The organism is Ralstonia sp. VS2407 (assembly GCF_052950655.1).
In genome coordinates this window covers 192,764-205,593 of sequence record NZ_JBRFVG010000008.1, presented here as the reverse complement: position 1 = coordinate 205,593, position 12,830 = coordinate 192,764, and the positions used below count along the sequence as shown (strand labels likewise).

The 12,830-nt window shown below is 61.0% G+C and carries 14 protein-coding genes; 5 read left to right on the top strand and 9 right to left on the bottom strand.

Annotated features, from left to right (window positions below; all coding sequences use genetic code 11):
- Positions 1-7: 7 nt before the first annotated feature.
- The 5 genes from paaA to ACU8YE_RS15460 all read right to left on the bottom strand — a co-directional run bounded on the left by paaA (position 8) and on the right by ACU8YE_RS15460 (position 4,005).
- Positions 8-1,027: a 1,2-phenylacetyl-CoA epoxidase subunit PaaA gene (gene paaA / locus ACU8YE_RS15480; protein WP_316871649.1), complete on the bottom strand. Its 1,020-nt coding sequence runs from the start codon at positions 1,025-1,027 to the stop codon at positions 8-10.
- Between the two features lie 163 nt (positions 1,028-1,190).
- Positions 1,191-2,639 (bottom strand): DHA2 family efflux MFS transporter permease subunit, encoded by a 1,449-nt coding sequence (locus tag ACU8YE_RS15475; protein ID WP_232039221.1) that lies wholly within the window; start codon positions 2,637-2,639, stop codon positions 1,191-1,193.
- Positions 2,640-2,679: 40 nt separating this feature from the next.
- On the bottom strand, positions 2,680-2,832 hold the full coding sequence (locus tag ACU8YE_RS15470; RefSeq protein WP_232039220.1) for a hypothetical protein: 153 nt from the start codon (positions 2,830-2,832) through the stop codon (positions 2,680-2,682).
- 236 nt (positions 2,833-3,068) lie between these two features.
- Positions 3,069-3,500, bottom strand: a complete 432-nt coding sequence (locus tag ACU8YE_RS15465) for a VOC family protein (protein ID WP_232039219.1) — start codon at positions 3,498-3,500, stop codon at positions 3,069-3,071.
- Positions 3,501-3,573: 73 nt separating this feature from the next.
- On the bottom strand, positions 3,574-4,005 hold the full coding sequence (locus ACU8YE_RS15460) for a YybH family protein (RefSeq protein ID WP_446929088.1): 432 nt from the start codon (positions 4,003-4,005) through the stop codon (positions 3,574-3,576).
- Positions 4,006-4,144: 139 nt separating this feature from the next.
- Between ACU8YE_RS15460 and ACU8YE_RS15455 the strand changes: the two genes are divergently transcribed.
- The gene (locus ACU8YE_RS15455) at positions 4,145-4,789 is read left to right on the top strand and encodes a TetR/AcrR family transcriptional regulator (protein ID WP_446929087.1); all 645 of its coding nucleotides are present in this window, start codon (positions 4,145-4,147) and stop codon (positions 4,787-4,789) included.
- 87 nt (positions 4,790-4,876) lie between these two features.
- The gene (locus ACU8YE_RS15450) at positions 4,877-5,389 is read left to right on the top strand and encodes a hypothetical protein (protein ID WP_414562573.1); all 513 of its coding nucleotides are present in this window, start codon (positions 4,877-4,879) and stop codon (positions 5,387-5,389) included.
- A 45-nt stretch (positions 5,390-5,434) separates the two neighbouring features.
- Here ACU8YE_RS15450 and ACU8YE_RS15445 read toward each other — a convergent pair whose 3' ends face one another.
- Together ACU8YE_RS15445 and ACU8YE_RS15440 are read right to left on the bottom strand one after the other, a co-directional pair.
- The gene (locus ACU8YE_RS15445) at positions 5,435-6,379 is read right to left on the bottom strand and encodes a chemotaxis protein (RefSeq protein WP_092971204.1); all 945 of its coding nucleotides are present in this window, start codon (positions 6,377-6,379) and stop codon (positions 5,435-5,437) included.
- Between the two features lie 115 nt (positions 6,380-6,494).
- The gene (locus ACU8YE_RS15440) at positions 6,495-7,400 is read right to left on the bottom strand and encodes a LysR family transcriptional regulator (RefSeq protein WP_232039215.1); all 906 of its coding nucleotides are present in this window, start codon (positions 7,398-7,400) and stop codon (positions 6,495-6,497) included.
- Positions 7,401-7,512: 112 nt separating this feature from the next.
- On the opposite strand from ACU8YE_RS15440, the gene ACU8YE_RS15435 reads away from it, so the two are divergent.
- The 3 genes from ACU8YE_RS15435 to ACU8YE_RS15425 all read left to right on the top strand — a co-directional run bounded on the left by ACU8YE_RS15435 (position 7,513) and on the right by ACU8YE_RS15425 (position 11,614).
- The gene (locus ACU8YE_RS15435; RefSeq protein WP_446929086.1) at positions 7,513-8,574 is read left to right on the top strand and encodes an SDR family oxidoreductase; all 1,062 of its coding nucleotides are present in this window, start codon (positions 7,513-7,515) and stop codon (positions 8,572-8,574) included.
- Positions 8,575-9,428: 854 nt separating this feature from the next.
- The gene (locus ACU8YE_RS15430) at positions 9,429-10,436 is read left to right on the top strand and encodes a GGDEF domain-containing protein (RefSeq protein WP_446929085.1); all 1,008 of its coding nucleotides are present in this window, start codon (positions 9,429-9,431) and stop codon (positions 10,434-10,436) included.
- A gap of 515 nt (positions 10,437-10,951) precedes the next feature.
- Positions 10,952-11,614, top strand: a complete 663-nt coding sequence (locus ACU8YE_RS15425; RefSeq protein WP_446929084.1) for a Crp/Fnr family transcriptional regulator — start codon at positions 10,952-10,954, stop codon at positions 11,612-11,614.
- Between the two features lie 47 nt (positions 11,615-11,661).
- On the opposite strand, the gene ACU8YE_RS15420 is transcribed toward ACU8YE_RS15425, so the two are convergent.
- Together ACU8YE_RS15420 and ACU8YE_RS15415 are read right to left on the bottom strand one after the other, a co-directional pair.
- Positions 11,662-12,048 (bottom strand): hypothetical protein, encoded by a 387-nt coding sequence (locus ACU8YE_RS15420; RefSeq protein ID WP_260803190.1) that lies wholly within the window; start codon positions 12,046-12,048, stop codon positions 11,662-11,664.
- A 155-nt stretch (positions 12,049-12,203) separates the two neighbouring features.
- Positions 12,204-12,656, bottom strand: coding sequence for a hypothetical protein (locus tag ACU8YE_RS15415; RefSeq protein WP_260803191.1), 453 nt, complete (start codon positions 12,654-12,656; stop codon positions 12,204-12,206).
- Positions 12,657-12,830: the final 174 nt, after the last annotated feature.

Here is a 12,830-nt window from a genome sequence, read left to right as displayed (position 1 = left end):
TTCCGGTTCAGGCAGCTTGTTGGTTGGCGGCGGCGCGTTCGGCCTGCTTGCGAGCGTAGGCGAGCGCGGCTTCGCGCACCCACTCGCCTTCTTCGTGTGCACGTTTGCGGGTGGCAAGGCGCTCGCGGTTGCAGGGGCCGTGGCCATCGAGCACGCGCTTGAATTCGGACCAATCGAGCGGCGAGAAATCGTAGTGGCCGCGGGCTTCGTTCCACGTGAGGCCGGGGTCGGGCAGCGTCACGCCGAGCACGCGCGCCTGCTCCACGGTGGCATCAACAAACCGCTGCCGCAGGTCGTCGTTCGAGATGCGCTTGATACCCCAGGCCATGGTTTGCGCGCTGTTGGGCGATGCGGTATCGGGCGGGCCAAACATCATCAGCACGGGAAACCACCAGCGGTTGACGGCTTCCTGCACCATGTCGCGCTGCGCCTGCGTGCCTCCCATCATCGTCAACAACGACTCGTAGCCCTGACGCTGGTGAAACGACTCTTCCTTGCAGATGCGGATCATGGCGCGCGCATATGGGCCATACGAACAGCGGCACAGCGGGACCTGATTCATGATCGCCGCGCCATCGACCAGCCAGCCGATCACGCCCACGTCTGCCCAAGAGAGCGTCGGGTAATTGAAGATCGACGAATACTTTGCGCGCCCCTCGTGCAGCGCGTCGATCATCTCGTCGCGTGAGCTGCCGAGTGTTTCTGCAGCGGAATAGAGATAGAGGCCGTGGCCCGCTTCGTCCTGCACTTTGGCCAGGAGGATAGCCTTGCGCTTGAGCGACGGCGCGCGGCTGATCCAGTTGCCCTCGGGCAGCATGCCCACCACCTCGGAATGCGCGTGTTGCGAAATCTGCCGCAGCAGCGTCTTGCGGTACGGCGCGGGCATCCAGTCTTGCGGCTCGATCTTGTGGTCGGCCCCGATGCGTGCATCAAAGCGCGCCTGCAACTCGGCTTCGCCTTGGGAGGCGGCGGCCAGTTCCTGCTCTGTGGGCAGACCGCCGGGCTGGTCGAGGCTTTGGGTGTACATGCGATCCTCCGGCCGCTTTTGGGCATGTGCACGGCACGTCATGCGCGCCGTGTTTTGGATGGATCGATTATAAACCGTCCGACCGGTCGGTCAATAACGGGTTTCACCGCATGCCTCGTTTGAGACATGCGGTGCGTCCTTCCCTCTCTTCTTTTCCAGCGACTTAAATTGGCGCTGCCGAAGATGCTTCGCCCTGCGCCGCTCCGTGTGTGCGCGTACGAACGAACACGCCCGCCAGCACCGAACCGAGTACCGCGGCAACTGCCCCTAGCAGGAACGCGAGGTGATAGCCGCCATTGAGCGCCGTCGTGGCATCGGCGCCTGCCGCGGCCAAGCCTTCGGTGCGCGCTGCAGCAAGGCTTGCCAGGATGGCGAGGCCCAACGCACCGCCCATCATGAACGACGTGTTGACCACGCCGGACGCCAGGCCCGATTCATCCGGCGCCACATCACTCATGGCGGCCAGTAGCACCGGATTGAACGCCACACCGGCGCCCAAGCCCAGCAACAGCATGCCGGGCAGCACGTCCATCACAAAGCTGCCGCCGGCAGGCGCCCGTGCAAACAGCACCAGCCCGATGCCTGCCACCAGCAAGCCCAACGACAGCGGCGCGCGAATGCCGAAGCGCATCACCAGCTTGGCCGACAAGCCCAGCGAGAACACCGCCATGATGATGTTGGCCGGCAGGAAGGCCAGCCCCACCTGCATGGCGCTGTAGCCGAGCACGCGCTGCATGTACAGCGCCGAGATGAAGAACCACGCGAACATCGCAGCCGCCCACAACACCCCCACCACGTTGGCCGTAGCGACGTTGCGCAGAGCGAACATGTGCAGCGGCATCAACGGATGCGACACGCGCGATTCAATGATCAGGAATGCGATCATCAACGCGATGGCAATGCCCAACTGCGTTAGCGTTTGCGTGGACGTCCAACCGGCTTCGTTGCCATGCACGACGGCGTACACCGCCAGCATCAGGGATGCGGTCACGGCAATCGCACCCGCCACGTCCAGCTTCGTACGGTCGGCCAACGGCTTGCCCGCAGGCAACAACGCCACGCACGCGGCGTATACCGCCACACCAATCGGCAGGTTGACCAAGAAGATCCAGTGCCAACTCAGCGTGCTCGTCAGCAAGCCACCGAGCAAAACGCCGATGCTGCCGCCGCCCGCACACACAAAGCCGTAGATGCCCATTGCCTTGGCGCGGTCCGCCGGCGAAGTGAACAGATTCATGATGAGCGACAGCGACACCGCCGACACCACCGCGCCGCCCAGCCCCTGCACGGCGCGCGCCGTGATCAGCAGCCCTTGCGAATTCGCGAGCCCGCATGCGGCCGACGCCAGCGTGAACAGCGTGAGCCCGAGCAGGAACACCTTGCGATGTCCGAACAGGTCGCCCAGCCGACCACCCAGCAGCAGGCAGCCGCCGAAGGTCAGCATGTAGGCGTTGACGACCCACACGAGCGAGGTTTCGGTAAAGCCCAGGTCTGCCTGGATGGACGGCAGCGCAACGTTCACGATGGTCGTATCCAGCACGATCATCAGCACGCCCAGACAGAGCACGATGAGGGCAAGCCAGCGCTTGCGTTCGTCGATGCCATGCGTCATGGAATCACTCCTATGCTTGGCTGCTGCGCCTGGATGTCGCTCAGAATTGCGCAGCCGATTTAAGGTTGGCGAGACCGGCTTCAAAGCCCTTGCCGGCCATCGCGTCCATACAGAAAAAGGCCCGCCAGCTTGGCGATGTGCCCGGCACAGCGGTCATCGCAACGACGATGCCCAACGCAATGATCTTCAGCATGAAGAGCGCTCCGGCAGATGGGGCAGCACGTGAATTGGACGCCTTTGCGTGGGCCAGACAAAGGGTCGCGCCAGACCAGCTGGTCGTCACCAAGGGGGTGGTTTCGTTGATATTGGTAAGGCCCCGGTGATCGCGCAGTCTAGCACCGGACCATCGCCCTGCGCCAAGGCAAGCTTCCTACGATTTTGCGTAGCACGGCCACCGCCCGGTGGCCGCTTGCACACGCATTGCAGCAATTACATCGGCTTGGGCGCGATCACCATCCACGTGATGCCAAAGCGGTCGGTCACCATGCCGAATGCGTTGGCGAAAAACGTTTCGGACATCGGCATCGTGACTTGTCCGCCCTCGCCGAGTGCCTTGAATGTCCGCTCGGCAGTGGCGTTGTCGGGCACGCTGACGGACAACCCGAAACCCTTGAAATCCGTCTTGCCGCCGGCCATACCGTCGGACGCCAGAATTTGGGTTTCGCCCACGCGGAAGGCGGCGTGCATCACCTTGTCGAGCGGGGGCGCCACGCCGCCGCATTGCTCGGCAGTGGGCTGCGCATCCTTGGGCGCATCCTTGTAGCGCATCACGACATCGACCTTGGCGCTGAGCGTTTTCTTGTAGAACTCCAGCGCTTCTTCACAACGGCCTTCGAAGAACAGATACGGTTGAACTTGCATCACAACTCCTTGGGGGTGGACTCGGGGGACTGCAAAGCCGCGCATTGCGCCACGCGGTCGGGGGAAACCTCGCTCAGCCGCACGCCGGTTCAGGCACCGGCATCGGCACCGATGCATGCTCGTGTACGACTTGCCAACGGCCATCGCGCTTGCGGAAACACACGGTGGCGCGCGTGTGTGCATCGTGCTTCGCACCGTCGCGATAGCGCGCACGCAGGCGATTGATGCTGAAGCAATAGGCCAGATCGCCACTCACCTCAAGATGCAGCTCGGCGAACTGGAAATCGGCCTGACCCTCAAGCGCATCGAACCAGCTTTGCCAATTGCGGCGGTATGCATCCACACCTTTGACGAACAGCGGCGGCATCACATCGAACACCACTACGTCGGGCGCGTAATGACGCATGACGGCGTCGATATCCTTGGCGCGGACGGCGGCAGCCCATGCGTCGATCAACGTGCGGAGCTCCGCTGCATCGTCCGTTGCAGCTGTGGCTAGGGTCATGTTGGCCTCCGAAAGATCTGTCGCAATAAAGGCTTGGAAATTTGCGAAGCAGCGCCTAGGGTTGAATTGTGAACACTGTCCACAAACAGTAGCAGACATAATGGACGGTGTCCACATAGAACTTGCGGAGTTGCATTGCATGACCCAGGAACCACCCCGACCGCCCGTGCGCACCACGTATCGCCATGGCGACTTGCGGCGTGCGTTGCTCGACGCCGGCATTGAACTGGCGCGCGCGGGCGGGCCCGACGCCATCGTGCTGCGCGAAGCCACGCGCCGCGCGGGCGTGGTGCCGAATGCCGCCTACCGGCATTTCGCGGGGCGACAGGACCTGCTGCAGGCCGTCCGGGCAGAAGCATTGGCGGCGTTGGCGCGCGCCATGGAAGCGGAGTTGGAAGCCATCGACCCAACGTGGCCCGAGGATGCGCGCGCACGTGCGTCGCTACGCGCCATCGGCGTGGGTTATCTGCGGTTTGCGCAGTCGGAAACCGGCCTCTTTCGCACAGCCTTTGCGGTGCCCGATGAAGTAGAAAACGACGCGGACCCCGCCAAGGCCGGCAATAGCGGCCTGAACCCGTTCCAGTTGCTGAGCCTGGCGCTGGACCGGATGACCGCTGCCGGCGTACTGCCGGCCGAACGCCGCCCGGGTGCCGAATACCTCGCATGGTCGGCAGTGCACGGGCTGGCCCTGCTCATCATTGATGGGCCATTGCGCGGGCGCCCGCCCGAGCAGACCGGCGCCATCGCCTTGCGTGTGGTCGAAATGGTGGAAAACGGCCTGTAGAGACTGCCGGACCGGCGGGCCGATGGAATATTGCCCGCACCCAAAGTGTTTACCATCAGCACAAGCCACACACACCGGAGAATCACCATGCAGATGCGACCAGGCAGATGGATCGGCGCCGCCGCGCTCGTGCTGAGCGCATGCGCGTCGCTCTCACCCATCCAGACAGCACAAAAGATGATTGGCCAGCCCGAAAGTGCCGTACGCGAGACCTTTGGCGCGCCCACCGAGACGTATCAACTGGCAAACGGCACGCACCGCTGGATCTATTCCAAGCAGCCGATGGGGCACGAAGTCTATGCCGCCGACTTTGATGCCAACGGCAAGCTTACCAACTATCGGCAGATGCTGACGGAAAAGGAAATCTACGAGGCACGCCCTGGTGTGTGGACCAAACGCGATGTGCTTGAGCGCTTCGGCTCACCGAAAGAGCCGACGCAGTACTACCCTCTGATGAAGCGGGAGGCGTGGTCATATCGGATGTACGTGCTCGGGTATCAGCAGGCGCACTTCAACGCCCTCTTCGACGACAACGGCGTGCTCGATCGCACCATGATCGTCGTCGACCCGCTTGGCGGCGATCACCAGAGCCGCAAGTGATACACAGCCCTGGCGGCGCATTGCACGCCGCCAGGGCTTCAGGGTTTAGCCCAGCGCCGAAGCGATGGCCTGCGCGAGTTCGTTCGCTTCAAACTTGGCGACGTAGCCGTTGGCGCCAACGCGGCGCACGTGGTCTTCGTTGGCCGAGCCCGACAGCGACGAGTGGATCACCACCGGAATCGACTGGAATGCCGGCTCGGTCTTGATCTTGCGCGTCAGCGTAAAGCCATCCATCTCTGGCATTTCCAGATCGGTCAGCACCAGGGCGATCTTGTCCCGCACGGTCTTGCCTTCGCGGGCGGCATCGCGTGCGATGTTCTGCAGCGTATCCCACGCTTCCTGCCCGCTCTTGGTCATCACGTATGGTGTGCCCATCGCCTCCAGGCCATTGGCGATCAGCGAGCGCGCGAGGCCCGAATCATCCGCAACCAGCAGCTTGGCGCCCGGCGGCAGCTTGATCGGACGCTCGTCATTGTCGGGCGCCAGATCGGTGCGGCGCGTCGGGAACACATCCACCAGGATCTGTTCAACGTCGATCACCTGCGCCAGGCGCGAGTTGTCGGCGTTGCCGTCCAGGCGCGCCAGGCTGGTGATGTTGCTGCTGCCCACACTCGCCTCGGCCGGGAAGATCTGGCTCCATTCCAGGCGCACGATCTCGTCCACCTCTTCCACCGCAAAGCCCTGGGTGGAACGCGCGTATTCGGTAATCAGCAGGATATTGGCATTGCCGTTCTTGGTGCCGATCACGCTGGCAAGGTCGATCACGGGAATGATCTGGCCGCGCACATTGACCGCACCCAGGATATGGGCGCCGGCATCGGCCACATGCGTCACGGGCGGCATGACCATGATCTCGCGCACCTTGAACACGTTAATGCCGAACATTTCGCGCTGATTGGAGCGCGCAGATTCGCCCAGGCGGAACAGCAACAGTTCAAAACGGTTGTTGTTTGTCAGATTGGTCCGTTCATCAACTTCGTGCTGCGACATTGTCTTCCCCCGTTCAAGCACACGTTATGTGGCGGTAAACGGCACGGCGTTTGGCAACTTGAAGGGGTTTTGCGAATGTGAAGACCGCGCCCTTCCTGCGTGGGGAAACACAAGCCTAGGCAACCTTTACGTGCGCGACCAGAAAATCGAGAAATGCCCGCACGCGCGCCGGCAGATGCGCTCCCTGACCGACATAGACGGCGTGGATGTCTTCGGTCTCGCCCGGGTTGTAATCCTCCAGGACGGGGACGAGACGGCCCGCCTCCAGATCGGCGCGCACCTGAAACTCGGCCAGGCGCGCCAAACCCAGGCCAGCGACCGCTACGGCGCGCAGCGCCTCGCCATCGCTGAGCTGCGTGTTGCCGTGTGGGGTGAATTCGGTGCGGCGACCGCGCTTGATAAAGGGCCAGGCGTTGCCGGCGCGAACGTAACTGAACGCCAGGCAATTGTGGTTTGCTAAATCAGCCGGCGTGCGTGGCGTGCCCGCGCGTGCCAGATACGCCGGCGACGCCACCACCATCAAGCGCGTCTGCCCCAGCTTGCGCGCCACCAGCCGCGAACTCTTCAGCGGACCACTGCGCAGCGCAACATCGGTGCGGTCTTCCAGCAGATCGACCACGCGATCCGTGAGCGCAATGTCGAGCGACACCTCCGGATGGCATGCCAGAAACGCCGGCACAATCGGCAGCAACAAATGCGTGCCGACCGGCACATTCGCATTGATGCGTAATCGCCCCGAAGGCTGCGCCCCGGCGGAAGCCTCGCGCTCGGCCTCTTCCAGATCGGCCAGTACCGTCACACTGCGCTCGTAAAACGCCATGCCCTCGGGCGTGAGTTGAAAGCGCCGGGTGGAACGGTTCACCAGCCTCGCGCCCAGTCGGGTTTCCAACCGCGCGACCAGTTTGCTCACCGCCGATGGCGTCATCCGGCAAGCGCGCGCCGCAGCGGAGAAACCGCCCTCTTCGACCACCCGCACGAAGACTTCCATTTCGCCAAAGCGATTGACATCAAGCCGCGACATTGTGATTTCAATTCATAGATGTTGTGCTTGCAGGCAGTCTATCGCACAGATTCGATCGTTCTCATACTGGCCGCCATTGCCATTGCTGCGTTGGACTCAACCCAACACCAACATGACTGCACAGAACAAAGTCGCGCTCGTCGTGGGCGCACAAGGCGTGATCGGCCGCAACCTGATCGAGCACCTCGCCACATTGGACGACTGGCACATCGTGGGCCTGTCGCGCCGCGGCGGAGAATCCACTGAGCGCATCCAACATGTGGCCGTCGACCTGCTCGACGCGGCCGGCACGCGCGCCAAGCTCCGCGCGCTTGGCGACGTTACCCACATCTTCTACGCCGCCTTTCAGGATCGTCCGACCTGGGCTGAACTGGTGCCGCCCAACCTCACCATGCTGACCAATGTGGTCGACGCCTTGGAAGCCGCGTCGCCACATCTCACGCACATCAGCCTGATGCAGGGCTACAAGGTTTACGGCGGCCACCTCGGGCCGTTCAAAACCCCGGCACGTGAAACCGATGCGCATTTCATGCCGCCCGAATTCATGTTCGATCAGCAGACCTTCCTGGAAGCACGACAGGGGGGCAAGGCGTGGACATGGTCGGCAATGCGCCCGTCGGTGGTCGGCGGCTTTGCGCTGGGCAATCCGATGAACCTTTCCGTGGCCATCGCCATGTACGCGTCGATCTCGAAAGAACTGGGCCTGCCGCTGCGCTTTCCCGGGAAACCCGGCGCTTACGACCACCTGCTGGAAATGACCGATGCCGGCCTGCTCGCCCGCGCCACCGTGTGGGCTGCCACCGACGCGCGCTGCGCCAACCAGGCCTTCAACATCAACAACGGTGACCTATTCCGCTGGAGCGAAATGTGGCCCAAGATCGCGCGGTACTTTGACCTGGAAGTCGCCCCACCGCTGCCCTTGTCGCTTGACACCGTCATGGCCGACAAGGCGCCGCTCTGGCAGAGCATGATCGCCAAGCATGGTCTGGCGAACACGCCCTACCGCGATGTGTCTTCGTGGCGCTTTGCCGACTTCGTCTTCTCGTGGGATTACGACATGTTCGGCGACGGCTCCAAGGCACGCCGCTTTGGCTTTCACGAATACGTGGAGACGGAGGCGATGTTCATGCGCATCTTCGACGACTTACGCCAGCGCAGCATCATTCCGGGGTAGAGCGTCCGGATGCCTCCTCGGGGACGATGCACTGACCGATCCGGCTAGGGGGATGTCCCGACTCGGGTTTCCTCAGGAAGGGTCGATATAGTGAAGGCGGGACGGTAGCTCATGGGTCGAGCGGCGACGGTTTACCGACGCAGGCAGGCAGGTTCAAATCCTGTACGTCCCACCATCTCATGATTTATTGAGGATCAACAAAACTGTGCCGTTAAGCATAAAGTGGCCATTTGGACAGGTTATGGTTGTTTACCCGTTCGGCCACGTTATGCTTTATCGGCGCGGCGCATCTTAACGCGCGAGTCCTCAAACGGTCGCAAAACCGACGGGCAAAAACAGCCGGCCAATGGCCGGCTTTTGTCTTGACGTCTTACTCTTCGTGACCTTCAGTTCGCCGCAATACGCTCTCCTTCGAAGCAGCGTGCGTGACTTCGCAAACGGCTCGAAAATCTAGCAGAGCCGGGAGAATACTGTTCACGCTGTCGCCGCTGACCGTTTCGAGACAAATGGCGGCGCGCCCGACAACAGAACTTGCCGCTTCAAATTGGACGGGATTCGAATGATCAGAAGGCCCTTCGAGAACGTATTCAGGGCTGTCTCGCATCGCCTCGACGCGCTCCCAATCGGACGAAATCGCTGACGAACTCGCACTGCTGAGGAAATCGCACGTGCGGCTGGACCCCGGGGGTAAACAGGCCGCGTCTGCAGGCGTGCGCAACCCCACCAATTCACTACGTCGGCAGATGAACTTCAGCGCCTGTGCTTCAACTACACTCGACTAAAAGGAGAAAGGTTGTGGCTTGCGAGTCGATATGAGATGGGCAGATTTACTTGGTGTTAGCGGAGCCCGGCGTTTGAGCGCCGTTGAAAGGCTGCCGGAGTATGAGCAAGCGCTGTTGCGGATCTACCTGGGCCCGCTACCCTTCCTGGCCTATGGAGTCGTTGCGTTCATCCAACCAACGCCTGAGGCCCACCGAACGCTATTGGCATGTCTTTTTTATGTCGTATTCAGCGTCGGTACGTATATGGCTGTCAATGCACTGTCCGGCCCATCGCGCACACGGTTAGTCACAACCACCGTCATGGACCAGGCTTCGGTGGTGATGATTCTTGCCGCAGGCGGCCGGATAGCATTGCCCATGCTCTGGGCCTTCTTCTGGTTTTTGGTAGGCGCAGGATGTCGCCATGGCAAACGCATGTTGGCACTCTCCTGCACTGTCGCGCTTGCTGGCATTGCAGCGCTCATGCGATGGGCGCCGTGGTGGCAAGAGAACTTTTCCGCCGCGCTGGGCATCGCCTTTGGCGTTACCGCAACCTCGATCTATTTGTCAGTGCTGGTCAACAGGCTCGAGAAGCGAGCCGCTACCGACCCTTTGACTGGACTGAGCAATCGCAAGAGCCTTGAGAAGACCATCGCGCGCGTACTTTGTGGTCATGACGGCGAAGCGGAACGAACGGCCCTGTTGCTCATTGATCTGGACGGGTTCAAACAAGTCAACGACGCATATGGGCACGGAGTAGGAGACTTGCTGCTGCAACGCTTTGCCCAAGCCTTGCAAGCTCGCATGCGTCGGGGCGATACGCTCTCCCGCTTGGGAGGCGACGAGTTCGTGATTCTGGCGCGCGACCTTGATAGCAAGACAGACGCGCAAGCCATTGCAGATGATGTCCAGTCGGTACTGAATGCGATTCAAACCGTTGATGGACATCCAGTTTCTGTGTCGGCCAGCATTGGCGTCTATCTGTTTTCAACCGACACGGGTGGCAAACCGCTCGACATTCCTGCCATCATGCGCCGCGCAGATAATGCGATGTATCGTGCGAAGACCGCCGGCAAGAACCAGGCCGTGTTCTCCGACTAGCAGTTCCTATGAGATGGTGGGTGAGCGGAAAACGCGCTCGCTTCCAAATGCGATCCGCTGCCGTTGCCGGATCTTTACCGGCCCGAACAGGCGAAGACATCCACCGAAATTGGATTTTCAAGTCATCCCATGAGAAAAAGTCTACTGCCCTAAGGGGGGTGGTTCACTAGTGCACCTGCTGTCGAATAGACAACGTCACTGTCTTCCAGGCACATGGAGCCACGTGGCAAGGCTGAGATCTTTCGCCCGAATCGTAAGCCAACTCCCCCCCCCGATATCTCGACACACCTGCGCAACGAATTTGCGCGCCGCGACTGACCGATCACACCGAAAGGCGCGAATGACCGCGCGCGCGTAAGGGCATGTATCCGATATCTGACGTGGCAACATGAAGTTCTCTGAGCGGCGGCCGATAACACCATTGTCTTCCCCCCAAAATGCCCCCCATGTCCGAGAGCGCCCCCAATCAAGGCTGTACCACGTGTCGGAACGGTCACCTTTGCCTTTCGCGCGGTTTGAACGCCCGTGAAGCCGCGCTGGTAGAAGACATCGCACAGCGAAAAATCCGGGTAAAGAGAGGCGAGTCAATCTTCCGCTCCGGCGATCCCCTGGATGAAATCTACGCGGTGAAATACGGTACGTTCAAGCTGACGCTTGGCACAGCCGAAGGCCGCGAGATGATTGCCGCGTTCTACCTGAGCGGCGACATATTCGGCGCGGATGGATTCGAATCGGATACCCGAACCTCAACCGCGATTGCATTGGAAGACTCGGAGGTGTGCGCCGTATCGTGGAAGCACCTTGCCGAGTTAGCACAGCAAGAAGGTGCGATTCAAAAACTGGTTACGCAGATCTTCAGCGCGCGCATCGGCCGCAAACAACGGCTGATGCTCTGTCTCGGATCCATGCGCTCGGAGGAACGCGTCGCCAGTTTCTTGCTCGATCTTTCGGAGCGCCTGAAAGAGCGGGGCTTTTCCGATCGGCACATTATTCTGCGCATGAGTCGCGAAGAGATTGCCGAGCACCTAGCCATGCAGCTCGAAACCGTGAGTCGAATTTTCAGTTCGCTCGCGCGCGAGGGCATTTTGCGGGTCAATCATCGCGAAATTCAGATATTGGACATCCAGGGGCTGGCGACGGTCTCACAGGCAGGTGTTCAGAAAAATCTTGCCTTCTAAGATCGTTTGCTTGCGGGTTGGCTCGTGAATACCGACGCAAAGAGCCATCAGGACCGTTGTAAATCGACGCTCGGACGAAAGATGCCTCCCGGCACAAGCGCGCAGATATCGAAGCCCATATCGTTGTCGCCAGTCTCTTCCGCGCCCTCGAGCGCCCAGTTCGCCCAATCCTTCAATCGCCCGCAGGTACTTGCTCGAGCGTCGATCGACTGGTGAAAGTAGATCTGCAACATCAACTCCGTCAGGTGAAATGAAAATGAATTGACCTGCTTGTCGCCTCGCGGGCCTTCTACGATCCACCACGCGTGTACATCGATTCCGCCCAGTTCATCGCCTTCAAGCCGCAAGACGGCCCGACGAGGCAGCGTTTCTGCTAGCGCATCTTGGAGTTCACGTAGACAAGTCCTTTCGGCTTCGTTGATCCGCTCGCGCATAAGACCTCCGCAGTTCCGCGCGCCCATACTCTCGGGCCGCTATTCGAAGGTAGCTGCTGCGCACCCCTGTGCCTTGACGGCGCACAATCAACCGGCGTTTAGAAGGCAGATCGGTGGGCAGACACACGTCAAGAACCTGCGGATAGAACTGCCGCTCACGTCAATGGCGGCAGGGATGCGCCCCGATGAAGCGAAAAATCGTGTTCTCGATCCTGCCGCCCCACACGAATGGCGTCTCTCTCATCAAGAAAGAAGCCGTTTGGCACGGTGAGCACCAGGTCGTAGCCCGTGTCTGCGCACTGTTCTCCGCCGTGGAATTCCAACTGGACGGACAGCCATTCGCTCACCCGCCGACAGATCTCTTCCCGTCTTGGATGATTGAATCGGCAGTACGCCTTGGCCTCAGCCACACTGAAATGCACCGCCAACGTGCATTCCTGCCGATTGCCACGGGCTGTAGACATGGTCCACTTCGCTGCCACGTCGTAGCCACCGCAATTGGCACGAGTCGAATTGACGAGGGCCCCTCTGGCTAACGCACGGGACACTGAGGACTCCAGTTCCCAAAGCGTGGCGGCGACCACCTCGTCTGGTTGTTGTTCAAGCATGACGTTTCCCCGTTTTCAGCCTATTGGATGGCTCTTTCTAATAGCACTCCACGGTAAGCCGACGCCGGCCTTCGTTGGCTGATACAGATCAACCTCTGGATCTGTCGCGCAGCACCTGAGAAATGACGCTCGCGATTATCCAGCGCTCCAAGACCGCCGATCGTCCCTTTTTCC

Excerpts from the sequence above, each read along its gene's own strand:
- paaA (WP_316871649.1), bottom strand. The coding sequence starts at position 1,027 with ATGTACACCCAAAGCCTCGACCAGCCCGGCGGTCTGCCCACAGAGCAG.
- ACU8YE_RS15420 (WP_260803190.1), bottom strand. The coding sequence starts at position 12,048 with ATGCGCGAGCGGATCAACGAAGCCGAAAGGACTTGTCTACGTGAACTC.
- ACU8YE_RS15415 (WP_260803191.1), bottom strand. The coding sequence starts at position 12,656 with ATGCTTGAACAACAACCAGACGAGGTGGTCGCCGCCACGCTTTGGGAA.
- ACU8YE_RS15460 (WP_446929088.1), bottom strand. The coding sequence starts at position 4,005 with ATGACCCTAGCCACAGCTGCAACGGACGATGCAGCGGAGCTCCGCACG.
- ACU8YE_RS15465 (WP_232039219.1), bottom strand. The coding sequence starts at position 3,500 with ATGCAAGTTCAACCGTATCTGTTCTTCGAAGGCCGTTGTGAAGAAGCG.
- ACU8YE_RS15440 (WP_232039215.1), bottom strand. The coding sequence starts at position 7,400 with ATGTCGCGGCTTGATGTCAATCGCTTTGGCGAAATGGAAGTCTTCGTG.
- ACU8YE_RS15445 (WP_092971204.1), bottom strand. The coding sequence starts at position 6,379 with ATGTCGCAGCACGAAGTTGATGAACGGACCAATCTGACAAACAACAAC.
- ACU8YE_RS15435 (WP_446929086.1), top strand. The coding sequence starts at position 7,513 with ATGACTGCACAGAACAAAGTCGCGCTCGTCGTGGGCGCACAAGGCGTG.
- ACU8YE_RS15450 (WP_414562573.1), top strand. The coding sequence starts at position 4,877 with ATGCAGATGCGACCAGGCAGATGGATCGGCGCCGCCGCGCTCGTGCTG.
- ACU8YE_RS15475 (WP_232039221.1), bottom strand. The coding sequence starts at position 2,639 with ATGACGCATGGCATCGACGAACGCAAGCGCTGGCTTGCCCTCATCGTG.
- ACU8YE_RS15455 (WP_446929087.1), top strand. The coding sequence starts at position 4,145 with ATGACCCAGGAACCACCCCGACCGCCCGTGCGCACCACGTATCGCCAT.
- ACU8YE_RS15470 (WP_232039220.1), bottom strand. The coding sequence starts at position 2,832 with ATGCTGAAGATCATTGCGTTGGGCATCGTCGTTGCGATGACCGCTGTG.